The sequence below is a fragment of the Pseudonocardia sp. CA-142604 genome (assembly GCF_050948475.1).
Classification (GTDB): domain Bacteria; phylum Actinomycetota; class Actinomycetes; order Mycobacteriales; family Pseudonocardiaceae; genus Pseudonocardia; species Pseudonocardia alaniniphila.
The window spans coordinates 24,551-41,325 of sequence record NZ_CP192045.1; the positions used below are offsets into that span (position 1 = coordinate 24,551).

The 16,775-nt window shown below is 70.0% G+C and carries 18 protein-coding genes; 9 read left to right on the plus strand and 9 right to left on the minus strand.

Annotated elements, in window-relative coordinates; all coding sequences use genetic code 11:
* Positions 1–48 precede the first annotated feature (48 nt).
* The 4 genes from ACQPZQ_RS00115 to ACQPZQ_RS00130 all read left to right on the plus strand — a co-directional run bounded on the left by ACQPZQ_RS00115 (position 49) and on the right by ACQPZQ_RS00130 (position 2,783).
* Positions 49–477: a pyridoxamine 5'-phosphate oxidase family protein gene (locus tag ACQPZQ_RS00115; protein ID WP_433290722.1), complete on the plus strand. Its 429-nt coding sequence runs from the start codon at positions 49–51 to the stop codon at positions 475–477.
* Between the two features lie 138 nt (positions 478–615).
* Complete coding sequence (locus ACQPZQ_RS00120; RefSeq protein ID WP_433290724.1) at positions 616–1,491, plus strand: heavy metal-binding domain-containing protein; 876 nt, start codon at positions 616–618, stop codon at positions 1,489–1,491.
* A 26-nt stretch (positions 1,492–1,517) separates the two neighbouring features.
* Positions 1,518–2,348 (plus strand): heavy metal-binding domain-containing protein, encoded by an 831-nt coding sequence (locus tag ACQPZQ_RS00125; protein WP_433290726.1) that lies wholly within the window; start codon positions 1,518–1,520, stop codon positions 2,346–2,348.
* 6 nt (positions 2,349–2,354) lie between these two features.
* Positions 2,355–2,783 carry a hypothetical protein gene (locus ACQPZQ_RS00130; protein WP_433290727.1) on the plus strand — a complete coding sequence of 143 codons (429 nt, stop codon included), beginning with the start codon at positions 2,355–2,357 and terminating at the stop codon, positions 2,781–2,783.
* Positions 2,784–2,792: 9 nt separating this feature from the next.
* Here the strand turns inward: ACQPZQ_RS00130 and ACQPZQ_RS00135 are convergent, their stop codons facing one another.
* Positions 2,793–4,418 carry an APC family permease gene (locus ACQPZQ_RS00135; RefSeq protein WP_433290729.1) on the minus strand — a complete coding sequence of 542 codons (1,626 nt, stop codon included), beginning with the start codon at positions 4,416–4,418 and terminating at the stop codon, positions 2,793–2,795.
* A 276-nt stretch (positions 4,419–4,694) separates the two neighbouring features.
* Positions 4,695–5,660, minus strand: coding sequence for an undecaprenyl-diphosphate phosphatase (locus tag ACQPZQ_RS00140; protein WP_433290731.1), 966 nt, complete (start codon positions 5,658–5,660; stop codon positions 4,695–4,697).
* 267 nt (positions 5,661–5,927) lie between these two features.
* On the opposite strand from ACQPZQ_RS00140, the gene ACQPZQ_RS00145 reads away from it, so the two are divergent.
* Positions 5,928–6,923 (plus strand): Ldh family oxidoreductase, encoded by a 996-nt coding sequence (locus ACQPZQ_RS00145; RefSeq protein ID WP_433290733.1) that lies wholly within the window; start codon positions 5,928–5,930, stop codon positions 6,921–6,923.
* A 28-nt stretch (positions 6,924–6,951) separates the two neighbouring features.
* Here ACQPZQ_RS00145 and ACQPZQ_RS00150 read toward each other — a convergent pair whose 3' ends face one another.
* Entirely contained in the window at positions 6,952–8,460 is a 1,509-nt protein-coding gene (locus tag ACQPZQ_RS00150; protein ID WP_433290735.1) for a glycosyltransferase family 39 protein, read from the minus strand.
* Positions 8,461–8,594: 134 nt separating this feature from the next.
* Here ACQPZQ_RS00150 and ACQPZQ_RS00155 point away from each other — a divergent pair, with 134 nt between their 5' ends.
* On the plus strand, positions 8,595–8,921 hold the full coding sequence (locus ACQPZQ_RS00155) for a putative quinol monooxygenase (protein ID WP_433290737.1): 327 nt from the start codon (positions 8,595–8,597) through the stop codon (positions 8,919–8,921).
* Between the two features lie 46 nt (positions 8,922–8,967).
* Here ACQPZQ_RS00155 and ACQPZQ_RS00160 read toward each other — a convergent pair whose 3' ends face one another.
* Together ACQPZQ_RS00160 and ACQPZQ_RS00165 are read right to left on the minus strand one after the other, a co-directional pair.
* Positions 8,968–9,381 carry a hypothetical protein gene (locus ACQPZQ_RS00160; RefSeq protein ID WP_433290739.1) on the minus strand — a complete coding sequence of 138 codons (414 nt, stop codon included), beginning with the start codon at positions 9,379–9,381 and terminating at the stop codon, positions 8,968–8,970.
* Positions 9,382–9,551: 170 nt separating this feature from the next.
* The gene (locus ACQPZQ_RS00165) at positions 9,552–10,094 is read right to left on the minus strand and encodes a hypothetical protein (protein ID WP_433290741.1); all 543 of its coding nucleotides are present in this window, start codon (positions 10,092–10,094) and stop codon (positions 9,552–9,554) included.
* Between the two features lie 230 nt (positions 10,095–10,324).
* Here ACQPZQ_RS00165 and ACQPZQ_RS00170 point away from each other — a divergent pair, with 230 nt between their 5' ends.
* From ACQPZQ_RS00170 to ACQPZQ_RS00180, 3 genes are all read left to right on the plus strand, one after another.
* Positions 10,325–11,455, plus strand: coding sequence for an alpha/beta hydrolase family protein (locus tag ACQPZQ_RS00170; RefSeq protein WP_433290743.1), 1,131 nt, complete (start codon positions 10,325–10,327; stop codon positions 11,453–11,455).
* Between the two features lie 57 nt (positions 11,456–11,512).
* Entirely contained in the window at positions 11,513–12,046 is a 534-nt protein-coding gene (locus ACQPZQ_RS00175) for a peptidylprolyl isomerase (RefSeq protein ID WP_433290744.1), read from the plus strand.
* Positions 12,047–12,236: 190 nt separating this feature from the next.
* A complete protein-coding gene (locus ACQPZQ_RS00180) occupies positions 12,237–12,935 on the plus strand; it encodes a rhomboid family intramembrane serine protease (RefSeq protein WP_433290746.1) in 699 nt (232 codons plus the stop codon).
* Positions 12,936–13,216: 281 nt separating this feature from the next.
* On the opposite strand, the gene ACQPZQ_RS00185 is transcribed toward ACQPZQ_RS00180, so the two are convergent.
* The 4 genes from ACQPZQ_RS00185 to pknB form a co-directional block, all read right to left on the minus strand.
* Positions 13,217–13,651, minus strand: a complete 435-nt coding sequence (locus ACQPZQ_RS00185; RefSeq protein ID WP_433290748.1) for a PH domain-containing protein — start codon at positions 13,649–13,651, stop codon at positions 13,217–13,219.
* Between the two features lie 73 nt (positions 13,652–13,724).
* On the minus strand, positions 13,725–13,988 hold the full coding sequence (gene crgA, locus ACQPZQ_RS00190; RefSeq protein ID WP_241041586.1) for a cell division protein CrgA: 264 nt from the start codon (positions 13,986–13,988) through the stop codon (positions 13,725–13,727).
* Positions 13,989–14,076: 88 nt separating this feature from the next.
* On the minus strand, positions 14,077–14,712 hold the full coding sequence (locus ACQPZQ_RS00195; protein ID WP_433290750.1) for an aminodeoxychorismate/anthranilate synthase component II: 636 nt from the start codon (positions 14,710–14,712) through the stop codon (positions 14,077–14,079).
* Between the two features lie 37 nt (positions 14,713–14,749).
* Positions 14,750–16,702 (minus strand): Stk1 family PASTA domain-containing Ser/Thr kinase, encoded by a 1,953-nt coding sequence (pknB, locus tag ACQPZQ_RS00200; protein WP_433290752.1) that lies wholly within the window; start codon positions 16,700–16,702, stop codon positions 14,750–14,752.
* Positions 16,703–16,775: the final 73 nt, after the last annotated feature.

The window sequence follows — 16,775 nt, forward strand, 5'->3', positions numbered from 1 at the left end:
CCGATCGGCGGCGTCCGAATTGTCGGGGTGCGCCCCTACGCTCGCCGCATGCCGCTGACAATCGAAGAGCGCCAGCAGTTCCTCGCCGAACCTCACATCGCCGCACTGTCCGTCGCCGGCGGCCCGGAGCGCGCGCCGCTGACGGTGCCGATGTGGTACCAGTACACGCCGGGCGGTGAAGCCTGGGTGCTCACCGGGGTCGCGTCCACCAAGGCGAAGCTCATCCAAGCGGCCGGCCGCTTCACGTTGATGGTGGATCGCGTCGATCCGACGCTGCGGTACGTAGCTGTCGAGGGGTCGGTCACCCGCACGGAGCCGGGCACGGATGAGCATCTTCTGGAGTTGAGCAGGCGCTACCTGCCGGCGGAGGCCGTGCCGGGCTACGTCGAGGTTGCCAAGGCCGAGCACGGCGAGCAGATGGTCATCTACCTTCGCCCTGAGCGCTGGCTGTCATCCGACCTCGGGCGCGTCTCCTGACGTGATCCCTCGGTCCGCCGCCGGTCGGCCAGGAATCGTCCCGCGTTGCCCGAACCGTCCCTGACGTGCGGTTTCGCGATCCACCGCGCTCTCTCAGGAGGACTAGTGTCCGGAGGCGAGTGAGCGCGGAGGAACGACGTGGCCGACTGGGACGGGCGTGGGTTGCCGCCGGTTGCTGCCGAACGGGCGCGCCGGGCGGCCGCGGGCGGGGCGTGGACGTCGCTGCTCTCGGCACCGGCGGCGGCTGGGCTGAAGGTGGCCGGGTTCGAGCCCGTCGGCGAGGTGATGGGATCGATCGTCCAGCAGATCGGCTGGTCCGGCTACGGCGGCTGCGGCATCTACGGAGGGTTCGGGGGCCTCGGAGGATGGGCGTCCCCGACGATCACGTCGTCGGATTCGACGCGGTTCGGGGGCTTCCGTCCCTACGTCGACGCGCTGTACCGCGGCTACGGCACGGCGCTGGGCCGGATGGTCCAGGAGGCCGCGACGATCGGCGCTGATGGCGTCGTCGGCGTCGGGCTCACGATGTCGCCGCTGCCCGGAGGGCCCCGGGAGTTCACTGCACTGGGCACCGCCGTGCGGGCTGGTGGTGACATCAGGCCGCACCGCGTCTTCAGCACGCACCTCCCCGGGCAGGACGTCGCCAAGCTCGTGACGGCCGGGTGGATGCCCACCGACCTCGTCTACGGCATCTCGGTCGCCATCCGCCACGACGACTGGCGCACCCGGCAGCAGGCAGCCTGGGGCGCGGGCAACACCGAGGTGGCCGGTTACACCGAGCTGATCACCTACGCCCGGGCCGACGCGCGGGGACGGCTCGGCCACCACGTGCACGAGTCCGGCGCCGACGGCGCGATCGTGTCGTCGATGGACCTGCGGGTCTGGGAGATCGAACCGGGTGAGAACCACCTCGACCACGTCGCCGAGGCAACGGTCTTCGGCACAGCGCTGGTGCGCTTCCACACCGACACCACGCCCCCGACGCGAACTCTGACGTTCCTGCCGCTTCGCTGACCGGACCGAACCACCCTGGAGATCCCGTGACCGCCGACCCGACAGAGCTGGGTATCCCAGCGGACGCCATGCGTCGCCTCGCCGAGATGCGGCCCGGGCAGGCAACCAGCCTGTTCACCTCCGACCTCTCGGTCAACGAGTTCCTGCTCGTGCGGGAGGCCGGGTTCCGGCCGGTGGGCCTGGTGCTCGGCTCGAGCATCTACCACGTCGGATTCCAGATGGGCCGGTGGAACCGCAACCAGGAGCTCACCACCCTCTCGCAGGCGATGTACCACGCCCGCGAGCTGGCGATGACCAGGATGGAGGCGGAGGCCGACCAGCTCGGAGCCGACGGGATCGTCGGGGTGCGGCTGCAGATCGAGTTCAAGGAGTTCGGCGCCGACCTCGCCGAGTTCATCGCCGTCGGCACCGCCGTCACGGCCGACGACCCGCGTCACGAAGGGATGTCCTGGCGCAACAACCGCAACCAGCCCTTCACCTCCGACCTGTCCGGCCAGGACTTCTGGACGCTTGTCCAAGCCGGGTACGCGCCGCTGGGCATGGTGATGGGCTCATGCGTGTACCACATCGCCCACCAGCGGTTCTGGCAGGCGATGGGCAACGTCGGCCAGAACGTCGAGCTGCCGCAGTTCACCGAGGCGCTCTACGACGCACGCGAGCTCGCGATGAGCCGGATGCAGGCGGAGGCCGAGGAGCTGCACGCGGAGGGGATCGTCGGGGTGCAGCTGCTCTCCCACGGGCACCGCTGGGGCGGGCACACCACGGAGTTCTTCGCCATCGGCACGGCGGTGCGCCCGCTGCGTCCCGACCACCGCATCCCGACCCCTCAGCTCGTGTTGCCGCTGACGGACCGGTGACCTGCGATGACCATGGAACCGAGCGGCCTCGGGCCGATGGGTGACGTGCAGCTTCTGGCCGCCTCCCTGCGCACCGACCGCACCGACGTCGCCTCCTACGCGCGGGTGCTGACCGGCGCTCTGCACGACGCCCTCCCACGCGGGATGGTCGAGGTGGACCGGCGGCGAGGGCTGGGCGACCGTATGGCCGGGCGGGAGGGCCGCGCGGTCGCGGTGGTCGTGCACGGCGACGGCCGCCAGCTGGCACTGCGCGAGGGGCCTCACGGCGCTGTGGAGGCCGAGGTGCGCCAGATCGTGCGGGACGTCGTGATCAGTCGCCGCACCGTCACCATCGAACAGTGGCTGCAGGCCCTCGCCGAGGACCTCACCAAGGTCGCCGCCCGCGACGCAGCCGCCCGTGCCGCGCTCGAGCGGCTGCTCGCCGGCGGGATCTGACGGCGTCCGCTAGATCGTTGCCGGCTGGGTAGCGGCGTCGATCTCTTCGATCATCAGCTCCTCGGCCACCCGCTCCGGCGGGAGCGCGAGCCGCACGCCGACGTAGAAGACCGCCAGGGCGAACACCGCGACCACGATGAGGTCGACCCAGGGCGGGATGACACCGATGCCGCCGTACTGACCGAGGTAGGAGATGACGCCGAGCCCGATGAACCAGGGCAGCACCCAGAGCATGGCGCGGGCGTCGAGGGGCTGGCGCCGGGTCCTGTTGCCGAACAGTTGGTAGAGACCGAAGATCACGAGGCCGACGGCGATCAGGATCAGCAGCTTCTCCACCGTGGGCCACGACGTCCAGTAGATGATCTCGCTGGCCGCGATGAACGCCAGCGGCGAGATGACCGAGGCGCCCTTGAGTCGGTAGGGCCGCACCCGGTCGGGATCGGAACGGCGCAGCGCCATCAGCGTGACGGGCGCGAACCCGTACATCATCACCACGGCCGAGGTGACCAGGCTGACGAAGCCCTGCCAGCTCGGGAACGGCAGGAAGCAGACGATCCCGACCACGAAGGCGAGCAGCAGCGCCACCCAGGGCACACCCCGCTTGCTGATCTTCGCGACCGACCGCGGCACCTGCCCGGAGTGGCCGAGGGCGTAGGCCAGCCTCGCGGACGTGCCCTCGTAGACCAGACCTGTTCCGGCGGGCGAGACGAACGCGTCGATGTAGAGGATGGCCGCGAGCCAGCCCAGCCCGAGCGTGGTGGCCAGCGTCGCGTACGGGCCGAAGTCGCCCTTGCCGACCGGAGCCGACCAGCCGTGGAGCAGGTTCGCCGGATTGAGCGCACCGATGAACGCGATCTCCAGTCCGATGTAGATCACTGTGCCGATCAGCACCGCGCCGATCACCGCCCGCGGGAGGTCACGCTGCGGGTTGCGCGACTCGCTCCCCAGCTGCACAGCCTGTTCGAAGCCCTGCAATGCGAATATCACACCCAGCGGCAACGCTGCGAAGACGCCGTGCGCACCGAAGGGTGCGAAGCCGCCGCCTGCGGTGAAGTTGCCGGCGTGGAACGACACGGCGAGCAGCACGATGACGGTGAGGACCGGCACGGCCGTCTTCCACACCATCGTGACCTGGTTGGACTCGGCCAGCCACTGCACCCCCAAGATGTTCACGATCGTGAACACCGCGATCAGTGCGATGCCGATGCCCAGCCCGCGCCCGGTGAGTGCGCCGTCAGTATTGACCAGCCCTGGCCAGATGTGATCCAGATAGCTGAGCGCCGCCTCCACCTCGATCGGCGCGAGAGTGGCCGCCTGCAGCCAGCCCACCCATCCCGCGGCGAAGCCGGCCAGCGTGCCGAACGCGAGTTTCGGGTAGCGGGCGGTGCCACCGGCGAAGGGGTAGGCAGCGGCGAGTTCGGCGTGCACGAGAGCGAGCAGCACCATGACCGCACCCGCTAGCAGCCACGACAGGACCGACGCACCGCCGGCCGCAGAGGCTGCGGTGAGCGCACCCAGCAGCCAGCCCGAGCCGATGATCGAGCCGAGGGAGATGAACATCAACGGGATCGGCCCGACCTCGCGGCGGAAGCCGGACGTGGGCGCAGTTCCACGGCCGGTCGATATGTCGGTCATCGTTAATAAACTCCCGAAATGGTGGAGTGGGACAGGGTTATCGTGACCGCGAATAGATTCTGATTTGCCTGATCGGCCACGGTTCCGAATGGTACGTGCAGAGTACTCGGGATAAGAGACTGTGGCAGCCCTCCCTGTGCATTCCTGGCGGCAATGCCCGAAATGTGGAGAGAGGTTTCCGTCGGTGCACCTTGTTACGCTGCTGGAACTCGAGCGCGCAAACCATTCATAACGGTCGAGGGGATCCGCCCGAGGCGCCGCCGATGAACCCGCGCTTCAGCGCAGCTGAAACCACGCGAGACAGGCGAGACCTGCGACGATGCAGTAGATCCCGAACGGGCGCAGGGAGCGGGTCTCGAAGTACCGCGTGAGAAATCGCACGGACACGTAGGCGCCCACCCCGGAGAGGATGCTGCCCACAAGGATCTGTGGCCGGATGCCGTCGCCGAGCGGGCCGGCGAGGTCGCCGACCTTGAGCACACCCGCGGCGAGGATCACCGGCGTGGCGAGCAGGAAGGAGAAACGTGCTGCGTCGGTGTGGGACAGGCCCTTTCCCAGACCGGCGACCATGGCGGAGCCGGACCGGCTGATGCCCGGCGCGAGTGCTGCGATCTGCGCGGCCCCGATCAGCATCGCGCGCCCGACCGGAAGCTGGGCGAGCCGGCGATCGGCCAACTCCTCGGCGGTCGGCACGGTCGCCGCGCGATGAGCGGCAGCGCCGGGGCCGGCGGACACCCGGACCGGAGAGAGCGGAACGGTCGCCGGCTCGGACTCGCGCAGCTCGGAGCGTCGACGCAACCGTTCCGCGACGAGTAGGAGCGCTCCGTTGAGGACGAGGAAGGCCGCAGTGGGCTCGGGTCTGCTCAGGTAGACGCGGAACACGTGCTCGAGGACGAGTCCGGCGATTCCCACCGGGATCGTGGCGAGTACCAGAAGCCATCCCAGCCGCTGCTCGGGCTCGACCACCTCGCGCCGGACGATGCTCGTGACGAGACCCCGGACGATGCGCACCCAGTCGCGCCAGAAATAGACGATCAACCCGATGGCCGTGGCCACATGCAGCCCGACCACGAACGCCAGGTACGGCGACTCGGGCGAGGTGACGTCGAGATCTTGAGCCCAGCTGCCGCCGACCACGGCGGGAATCAGCACGCTGTGCCCGAGACTCGAAACCGGAAAGAGCTCCGCGACCCCTTGCAGGCCACCGATCACGATCGCTTCCAGCCAACTCAAGGTGCCCACTGCGGTGCTCTCCTCGCTGCGAATCGTCGCTCGCCCGCACCATAATCCAATGAATGTGCGGTCCGTTTGGACGGTGTGATTCCGATATGCCCGGAAAAGTGGGAATGTCGCACGAGGGTGGTCGCACGCGCCATCGCAGGGGCGCGGTGTCGGCACGCAGGCAGAATCGGGTGCATGGTGAACCCGATCGACCAGCACGTCACGTCCGTTGAACCACCTTCCTGCCGGACGGCCGGCGGGCCGCTCGTGGATCTGCGGCGCTGATCGATGGTGTTCGTCGCGTTCGACACAGCGGAACGGCTCGGCACCGACGCGTTGCGCGCCCTCGGGTTCTCCGAGGCGGAGGCCGGGCTCGTGCTCGACCACCTCATGGACTGCGAGCTGCGCGGGCTCTCCTACGCCGGGCTCGCGCGGATCCTCAGCATCGCCGACCGGTTCGCCCACACCCCGATGACCGACGCCGCCATGCGGATCACGCGCGAGTCGCCGGTATCGGCCCAACTCGACGGCGCCGACCGCATCGGTTACCTCGTCGGGCGCCGGGCGACCGAGATCGCCGTCGAGAAGGCACAGGTGTCCGGCTTGGCCGTGGTGGGTGCGAACCACACCTGGTACACGGGAATGCTCTCCTACTACGCGGAGATGATCACGTCGGCGGGCATGGTGGCGATGCTCGCATCGAACGCGACGCCCTGGGTGGCGCCCTACGGAGGCACCGAGCCGCGCTTCGGCACCAACCCGATCTGCTTCGGATTCCCGTCGGCGGACGACGTGCCGGTGATCTGGGACATCGGGATCTCGGAGATCATCCACGCGCAGGCCGTGCTGGCGAACCGCACCGGCCGCCGACTGCCGCCCGGCTCGGCCTACGACTCCGCGGGCGAGCCGACCGATGACCCGTTGGCGGCACTGTCCGGCGCCTTCACCTCGTGGGGCGGCCACCGGGGCAGCGGGCTTGGGATCGTCGTCCAACTGCTCGGCATACTGGCCGGATCTCCGGCGCAACCGCCCCAACTCGAGGACTTCGGAATGCTCGTGCTCGCGCTGCGTCCGGATCTCTTCGGCTCGGCCGCGGAGTTCGAGCAACGGACCGCGGAGTTCGCGGCCGCCGTTCGAGCGACGCGACCCGCCGATCCGGCTGTTGCCGTGCGCATGCCGTTCGAGCGGTCGGCGGCCGTGCGCGCGGAACGGACCACGGCCGGCGGAATCGAGGTCGAGCAGGCCGTGCTCGACGGCCTCCGACGGCTCACGCCCACCGCCTGACCACGGCGGCGGGTCGCGTGGGGCGTCCTCAGCCGAGGCTGCGTAGTTGCGGCCAGATCTGGTGCCACGGCACCAGCCGGCCGCTCGCCACCCAGACCGGAGTGCCCTGCTCGTCGTTCTCCAGGCCGACCCCGTTGTCGATCCGCCCGGCGAGCTCCACCCGGCTGAACCAGCTGCGCAGCTGTTCCTGGGTGAACGCGACCGCGATCACGGACGTGACGTCGTCCGGCGGCGGTCCCCAGTCCCAGTAGGCGTTGTGGCCGCTGTAGGCCGGGGCGAGCGCGGGCAGATACCGGTCGACGGCGCCGGCCTCCCCGTAGTTCCTGGTCAGGACCGCCACGTGGTCGGCTGCGGGGACGGTCGACCGAGCCGCGGCCACGGTGGCGGCGAACTCTGGCCAGCCGACGGTCTCACCCGCGTCGTAGTTGATGTCCACGATCGGGGTCTCGGCCAGCCGCTCCACCGGCACGAGCGGCAGCATGAGGATGCTCGACGTGGCGGCGCTGAGCACGAGTGCCGTCCCCAGGACGACCGAGCGCCAGTTCCGTGAGCGTGCCCAGGCCAGCACCGGTGCCGCTCCGGCGGCGAGGAGCACGGGGTAGAGGCCCGCTAGGTAGTACGGTTTGCCACCGGTGGCGATGAAGACCACCACCAGCACCACGTACGCCACCGCGAACGCGCGCCAGGTGCGCAGCGCGGGATCGCGGGCAAGGCGCCACCAGCCCACGGCCCAGACGGGGACGAGTAGCGGACTCACCAGAAGTAGCTGGAACGGGAGGAATACGTACCAGGGCTCGCTGGTGCCCGAGCTGCCCGCAGCGATCGCGGCGGAGAGCTCGAGCTGCGGAAACCCGTTGGCGGCCTGCCATACGAGGTTCGGCATCCACAGCAGCAGTGCGAGCAGGCCGCCGACCCATGGCCACACGGACCGCAGCGCCGTGCGTGGCCCGGCCACCACCACGCCGACGAGCAGCGCAGCCAGCAGGAACGCGGGCAGCATCTTGTTCTCCAGCCCGACACCGGCGACCGCGCCGACGGCGAGCCACACTGGCCCGCCATCACGCAGTGCCCGCACCACGAGCCACGAGATCGCGGTCCATACCAGCAGGTCGACGGTGGTCGTGGAAAGCATGTGGCTCACCACCGGAAGCACTGCCGAGACGGCCATGCACCCGGCGGCGAGCACCTGTGCGCCCCGGCCCGCCCCGAGCTCGCGTGCGAGCAGGCCGCTGAGCAGCACGACGAGGCCGGCCATCACCGCCGACGGGAACCGCAGCCCCACCAGCGAACCGTCGAAGAGGGTGTGGAGGGCGTGCGCGAGCAAGGGGGTGAGCGGCGGCTGGTCGGCGTACCCGAAGGCAGGCTCCGACCCCGCTCGGATGAAGTACAGCTCGTCGCGGTGATATCCGTACCGGTCCGCCACGGCGATCAACAGCACCGTGACGGCTCCGGCGACCGCGCCGAGCCATGGCCACGCCGCCGGTTCGCGGGCAGGACGGCCACTGTCGACGACGATCTCCCCCGCGGACTCGATCACGCCTGGACGGTACCGGCCGATCTGCCTCGTATGCGGCTTTTTCTCCCTCCCAATGTTCACCTCACCGGCCTACGGGGCAGCGAGGCGGCAGGTAGCTTCGCGGGGGTCTCGGGGATGATTTCGAGGGGGAATCGATGATCTTCATCGTCGTCAAGTTCACGGTCCGGCCGGAGCGCATCGACGATTGGCTGTCGCGTACGGACGAGTTCGCCAAGGCCACACGGGCCGAGCCGGGCAACATCTTCTTCGAGCGGTCGAGAAGCGTGGACGACCCGAACCAGTTCGTCTTCGTCGAGGCGTTCCAGGACGACGCGGCAGAGGCGCACCTGAGCTCCGACCACTTCAGGGCGGCGATGGCCTACATACCGGACTTCGTCGAGACCACCCCCGAGATCATCAACGTCCAGAACGTCCCTGGTGAGGGCTGGGGGAAGATGGCCGAGGCCGGGTCGCGCGACTAGCAGGGCTGTGGGTGTTTCACGTGGAACACCCGTCCTCGCGGTCCTGCTAGCGAGCTCGGCGCAGGCCCATCCACTGGAGCTCGGCGAACACCGCCACGGCGGCCGCCTGCACGAGCACGACTCCCACCCCGAGTGCTGTGAGGGACTCGCGGGCCGCCACCACCGCGACGATGCTGCCGGCCGACCAGGCGAGGTTGCCGACCACCACCGTCCACGCGGCTGGGCGCGAAATCGTTCTCATCGCCGCGAGGACGACCAGTGCCACTGCGTATGCGACGAAGAAGGCGCCCGTGCCGCGGAGGACGTTCGCCGTCACCCCGAGCAGGTCGGTGAGCAGCAGGGCTGCTGCGAGCCCGACGACACCGAGCGCACCGGATCCGGCGGCATCCAGGCGCAGGGCGAACCGCAGCAGGCGGCCGCCATCGGAAGTGGTGGCGAGGGGGAGGGGAAGTGCGGTCATCGTCGCCTCCTGGCGTGTCGATCACGTTCGTCGGACGGGATCGACTCTGCGCTGCGGGAGGTGACGGCGTCGATGACGCCGGAGGTAACGGTGCAGATCAGAGGGCTGAAACCGGCCGCCTGTGCCGCGGCAACCGAGGATCGCGCGGCACAGGCGGCCGGTGGGGTATGTCAGCCGGCAAGGATGTCACCGGCGAGGGAGGCCGCATCGAACTGCGGGGCGCCCAGGTCGGTGACGTCGGGGGCGGCGTCGGTGATCGAGCTCAGGACATCGGCGCTGGGGGCCGCCGGCAGCTCGGGCAGTTCGGGCAGGTCGACGGGGAGCGCCGGCAGCTCGGGAAGGCCCGGGAGTCCGGCATCGGCGAGAGCGGGGAGCTCGGGGAGAGCCGCGTCGTCCGGCAGCGCCGGCAGCTCGACTGCCGACACGGCCGACAGCGCCGAGGCGTCGACGCCGTCGGTGACGAACGACGCGGCGTCGAACGAGAACGCGTCCGGCAGGGCCGCCAGGTCGGCGGTCGGAGCCTCCGGCAGGCTGCCGAGGACGTCCACCGGAAGGTCCGCGTCGGCGAGGGCGCCGAGAGCGTCGACGTCGGGAAGCGTCGGCAGCTCGGGGGTGTCGGCGGCGAAGGCCTGACCGGCGAATCCGACCCCGAGTGCGGCGATACCGGCTGCCGCGGCGGTCGTCCGGATGGTGCGCCGAGCGAAGCTGCTCATGTGTGGTGGTTCCTCTCGTGCTGGTACGTCGATGTGACGATGATCAACACGGTCAACGAAGACCATCGGAAGTGGTTGCGCTTCGTGATCGCTCAGTTATCACGGTTCACACCATCCGGTGATCTTGCTGCTCCAATTTGCGGAACCGTCACCTCGACCGATGACGCTCCGACGCTTGATGTTGTGACGCGAGTGAACGATCACGGCCAGGATTCGGCATCATCATCGGAATGGCGCTGCTCGCACGTGTGGGAGCCGGAATCGGGCTCGGTCTGGGTCTCGGTGCCGGTGCCGGTGCCGCCGGAATCGGCTGGTTCTACTCCTCGCTGTTGCTCGACACGTCCGAGCGCCCGCAGTACCCGGAGCGCGTCCTCACTGCCGACGGCGCGACGGTCACCCTTGCGGCCACGCGGCTGACGGCGCAGCCGGGGACGTGGGGTCTGCGGTGGAATGGTCCCGAAGGGCGCCCCGACGGGCTGGCCGTGCTCGGGCCAGTCACTGCGATGCGGCCCGGTGTGGTGGTCCGTACGGTGCGCAGCGGCCCGATCCCCCCGCCCGGCACCGCCGCGGTGCTCGACGCCGGCCCGTACGACCCCGACCCCGGTGCGCGCGGCCTGCCGTTCGACGAGGTCGCGGTACCCGGCCCGCTCGGCCACTGTCCTGCGTGGCTCGTTCCGGCCGCCGGCGACACCTGGGTGGTGCTGGTGCACGGTCGTGGCGGCTCCCGCCGGGAAGCCCTGCGCGTCCTGCCCGCCCTGCACGAGCGCGGCTACCCGGCGCTGGTCGTGACGTACCGCAACGACGACGGCGCGCCGCCCAGCCCGGACGGTTACTACCACCTCGGCGACACGGAGTGGGAGGACATCGAGGCCGCCGTCCGGTTCGCCCGGGAGCGGGGCGCCCGTCGAGTCGTGCTGTTCGGGTGGTCGATGGGGGGAGCGATCATCGCGGCGATGCTGGACCGGTCCCCCGAGGCGTCCGCGGTGGCGGCGGTCGTGTGGGACGCGCCGCTGGTGGACTGGCGCGCGACGCTTCGCCAACAGGCCGGCAACCGGCGGCTGCCGCCCGTGCTGACACACGTCGCGATGGCGATGACCAGCAGGCGCATCGGTATCGACTTCGACCGGTTCGACCTGCTCCTGTGCCCGCCGAGCCACCGTCCGCCGACGTTCATCGTCCACAGCACCGAGGACACGGCCGTTCCGGTGGCGCCGAGTCGCGCCCTCGTGGCCGCCGCACCTGCCCTCGGCTGGCCGATGCGCTACCTCGAGGTGCCGGGCGTGGAGCACACCGGCTCCTGGAACGCCGACCCGGCCGCGTACGAGCACGCCGTCACGTCGTTCCTCTCGGACGTTCTCTGAGGTGACGCCCCGCGGTGCTGCGCTGGCGCTCCTCGGCAAGGCTGGCACCATGTAGTCGTGACGGAACCAGGTAACCCCAAGCACACCGCGACGTTGCGGACGAACCAGGGCGACATCCGGATCACCCTCTTTCCGGACCATGCCCCGAAGACGGTGGACAACTTCGTCGGGCTGGCGACGGGCGGCAAGAACTACACGCAGCCCAACGCCAGCGGCGGTGACTCCGGCCCCTTCTACGACGGCTCGGTCTTCCACCGGGTGATCAGCGGCTTCATGATCCAGGGTGGTGACCCCACCGGCACCGGCCGGGGCGGCCCCGGCTACCAGTTTGCCGACGAGTTCCACCCCGACCTGCGCTTCGACCGCCCCTACCTGCTGGCGATGGCCAACGCCGGGCCCGGCACCAACGGGTCTCAGTTCTTCATCACCGTAGGCCCCACGCCCCACCTGAACCGGCGGCACACCATCTTCGGTGAGGTGGCCGACGCCGAGTCCCGCGCGGTCGTCGACGCCATCGCCACCACCAGCACGGACCGCTCCGACCGGCCGATCAACGAGGTCGTGATCGAGCGCGTCGAGATCTCGGACTGAACGAGCTGTGACCTACCCCGCCGGGCCCCCGTCGCCCCCGCCGCACCCCGGGAGCCAGCCGCCGGGAGCACCGGCCGTCTGCGTACGGCACCCGGATCGCGTCACCGGACTGACCTGCACCCGCTGCGAGCGGCCGGCATGTCCGGAGTGCCTGCGCGAGGCCTCGGTGGGCCACCAGTGCGTCGATTGCGTGGGCCGCGGGGTACGGCGTGGCCGCCGCGCCACCACGGTGGCGGGGGCCGAGCCGGGTGGGCGCCCGCTGGTGGTGCCCACGCTGATCGGGATCAACACGGTCATCTTCATCTGGACCGTGGTGCAGGCCGGAAGCATCAACGGCAACGCTGCGGCGTCGCTGTTCGACGAGTGGGCCCTCGTTCCCGTGCTGGTGCAGGACGGCGAGTGGTGGCGGGTGCTCACCTCGGGCTTCCTGCACATCGGGCCGATCCACCTGCTGTTCAACATGATCGCGCTGTGGGTGCTCGGCCGGGACCTGGAGATCGTGCTCGGCCGTGGCAGGTTCCTGGCCGTGTACCTGATCTCCCTGCTCGGAGGCTCGGCCGCCGTGATGCTCTTCTCGGCGCCGAACCAGGCGGTGGCCGGTGCGTCCGGCGCCGTGTTCGGGTTGATGGGCGGGCTCGCCGTCGTCCTGCGCAGGCTCCGGGTGCCAGCGGGCCAGGTGGTCGGGCTGATCGTGGTCAACCTTGTGATCAGCGTGCTCATCCCGGGCATCTCGTTGCTGGGCCACCTCGGCGGACTCGTCGTCGGGGCTGTGGCCACGGCGGCCTTGGTCTACTCCCCCGCGCGGAACCGGACGGTGGTGCAGGCCGCCGCGCTCGGCGGGCTGACGATCGTGCTGCTGTTCCTGATCGCGATCACCTCGCTCGCCTAGCAGCGGCGCGCATGACGACGGCGGGGCGGCCCCTCTGGGGCCGCCCCGCCGTGGCTCGTCGGGATGGGTCGATCAGGCGGGCGTACCGCAGCCGCAACCGGTGGTGCAGCCGTCCGTGCCCCGCATCGGTGTCGTGGCGGCCATGCAGACTCCCTTCGTCGACTTCCGTGATCGTAAACAGATCCGGATGCCCGACACGACCGCTCTTCCGGGCGACGACGTGTCACAGGGCGTGCGTGCGCTGCGACGTGTGGGTGATCATGGAGCCGGCTTCGGGACGATCAGGGCCTCAGCGCGAGAAGCTCCGGTGCCACGTCCTCCGGATCGGCGGCGAGTTCGAGCCGCCCGAAGACGAGCAGGTGCTCATCTCCGTCCGTGGTGACGGTGTCGATCTCCAACAGCGAGGTGCGGCGGCCGAGCCTGCGCACCTGCAGCACCCGCACGTTCTGTACGAGCGGCCATGGGTGGTGGCGGGTGCGGAACATGCCGCTGACGGTGAGCCCGTCCGCATCGGCACGCAGGCGCGGGCGGGCCCGCGTGCCGAAGAATGCCGCGACGGCCGCGCCGACCGTGGCGACGCCGGCCAGCAGCCGACCGGCCGGGTCGGAGCCGGAGATCGTCAGCGCCACGAACCATGCGGCAGCGGCCAGGGTGAGTAACCAGGCGAAGACGACCAGGCCGGGGGCCGGGCTCCACTCCTTGAAACGCTCACGCATGATCACTCAGCGTGAAGTTGTCCACAGCAGCAGTCCACATTGGGGATTGCTTACAGAGGTGTAATTTCGCAGGTCAGCGCCATCTCATCGTCATCAGGAGGCCGACCACGATGAGTGAGAAGCCGATGAAGAAGTTCCAGGGCCCGAGCGTCACCATGAACGAGATCGCGTCGCCGGCCAGGTAGTTGACCACGAGCCAGGCCAGGCCCACGAGCATCAGGCCGAGCATCACCGCGACGTACACGGGGTGCGTCGGGCCGGCCACCTTCACCGGAGAGCGTCGCTCACTGGCGGGCGGCGTGTAGACCGCCTTCTTCCGGACCTTCGACTTCGGCATGTCTGACCTCGCGAGATGTTCGGGTGCGTCATCCAACGGTAGCGCGCGGTACACCTGGACCTGCACTGCCGGCACCCCGGCCTGGGAATCAGGCGCTCGCGCTCACGGCCGCGGTCTCCGCGGTCAGCGTCTCCACGGTGGCCTCGGGTGCCGGATGACCGGTCTCGGCCATCCAGTTGGCCAGCAGCCGGTGGCCGCCCTCGGTCAGGACGGACTCGGGGTGGAACTGCACCCCGACGACCGGCAGCTCACGGTGGCGCACGCCCATGATGACACCGCCCTCGGTGCGCCCCGTGACCTCCAGCGCGGCCGGAAGCGAGTCGGGGCGGATCGAGAGCGAGTGGTACCGGGTGGCGACGAACGGATCGGGCAGACCGGCGAACAGGGGGTCGCCCGAGTGGTGCACCAGCGACGTCTTGCCGTGCAACAGCTCCGGAGCGCGCTCGACGATCCCGCCCCACGCCACGCCGATCGCCTGGTGGCCCAGGCACACGCCGAGCACAGGGAGACCACGGTCGGCGCTGCGCCGGATCACGTCGACGCTGGCACCCGCGCGCTCAGGCGTGCCGGGGCCGGGACTGATCAGCACACCGTCGGCGGTGTCCAGCTCGTCGAAGTCGACCTCGTCGTTGCGACGCACCGTGCAGTCGGCCCCGAGCTGGGCCAGATACTGCACGAGGTTGTAGACGAAGCTGTCGTAGTTGTCGATGACCAGCACGCGCATCTGCCCAGTGTTCCTGAGCACCCCGGCGCGCGTCGCGCTAGTTGTTGCCGAAGACACCGCCACTGCCGGTGGGGGAGAACCGCCCGCGCGAGATCGTGATGCTGTCGTCCGGCTCGGCCGTGGAGCCGCCCGCGATCGACTGCTTCACGATGATGCCGTCCTGGTCCTGGCTGTTGACGTCGACGATCTCCTGGTCGATGTCGCGGAAGCCGGCCCGGCGCAATGCGTCAACGGCGTCGGAGGGGCTGTCGCCCAGCACGTTGGGCACCGAGATCTCGTTGCCCCGCGAGACCTGCAGGACGATCTGGGAGCCGCGCGCCACCTTCGAGCCCGCAGGCGGGTTGGTGCCCGCCACCGAGCCCTCGTCGCCGCCGCCGTTGACATCCTGACGTCCGGACACGCGGAACCCGGCCTTGGTGAGCTCCTCCTCCGCGTCGTCGGGGTCGCGACCCGACACGTCCGGCACCTGGACGGTGGTCTGCTCAGCTCCGATGACCACGGCGACCTGGCTGCGCCCGCGGGCGTCCTCACCCGGACCAGGCGTGGAAGAGATGATCTTCCCCACGAGGTTGGCGTCGTTGGTCTCCTTGGTGGTCTGCGTGCCCATCTCGAGGCCACGGTCCTTGAGCAGGGCGGTGGCCTCCTCGACGGTCTTGCCCGTGAGCGCCGGCACCGACACCGTGTCGGGGCCGCGGCCGATCTGAAGGGTGACGCCGCTGCGTTCCGCGACCTCCGTGCCGACCGGTGGGTCGGTGGAGAGAACCTGATCGATCTGGCTGGCCTGCGAGGGGACCTCGACCACCGAACTCACGCTGAGCCGCGCCGCCAGGATCTGGTTGCGGGCATCCTGCTGGCTCTGCCCGACCACGTTGGGGACGGCCACCTGCGGGGTGGGCGGCGGTGGGCTGAAGATCTGGTAGGCCACGAACCCCACGAGGCCGAGCGCCACCAGTACCGCCACGACGATCCCGACGGTGCGGGCAGTGCTGCGGCGCGGCGCGTCGTCGTAGTAGTCGTCGTAGTCGATCGGAGCCGCAGGCGGCATCGTGTGGCGGCCGCCGCCGTTGAGTCGACGGGTGGGGCCGGTGGACGGGCCGGCGGCGAGCATTGCCGTGCGCTCGTCCTCGCTCATCACCAGCGGCGCCATCGGGCTCTGCCCGCTGCGCACACGAACCAGGTCGGACCGCATCTCGGCGGCCGACTGGTAGCGGTTGAGCGGGTTCTTCGACAGCGCCTTGAGCACCACGGCGTCGAGTGCGGCGGGGACGCTCGGGTTGACCTCCGACGGGCGCCGCGGGTCCTCACGCACGTGCTGGTAGGCCACGGCGACGGGCGTGTCGCCGGTGAAGGGCGGATCCCCGGTGAGCAGCTCGAACAGCACGCAGCCTGCGGCGTAGACGTCGCTTCGGGCGTCGACGGCCTCGCCGCGCGCCTGCTCCGGCGACAGGTACTGCGCCGTGCCGATCACGGCAGCGGTCTGGGTGACGTTCTGGCCCTCGCCGAGCGCGCGGGCGATACCGAAGTCCATCACCTTCACCGCACCGGCGCGGTTGATCATGATGTTGGCCGGCTTCACGTCACGGTGGATGATGTTGTGGCGGTGGCTGAAGTCGAGGGCAGCGCACACGTCGGCCATCACCTCGATGACCCGCTGCTGGCTCATCGGCCCGGTGGTCTTGACGATCTCGCGGAGCGTCTGCCCGTCGACGTACTCCATGACGATGTAGGGCAGCGGGCCGGACTCGCCTGCGACCTCACCGGTGTCGTAGACGGCCACGATGGCCGGGTGGTTGAGCGCGGCAGCGTTCTGCGCCTCACGGCGGAAGCGCATCTGGAACTGAGGGTCGCGCGCGAGGTCTGCGCGGAGCACCTTGACGGCCACATCGCGGCCCAGCCGGGTGTCGAGCCCGCGATGTACCTCGGACATGCCGCCGTAACCGAGCACCTCGCCCAGCTCATAGCGCTCGGACAACAGTCGGGGGGTGGTCATCGCTGCCGGTTCCTGGGAGTCATGTGTGATTCGGACATCATGCCGGGCCCATTAGCCCGACGGGGTGCGTTGC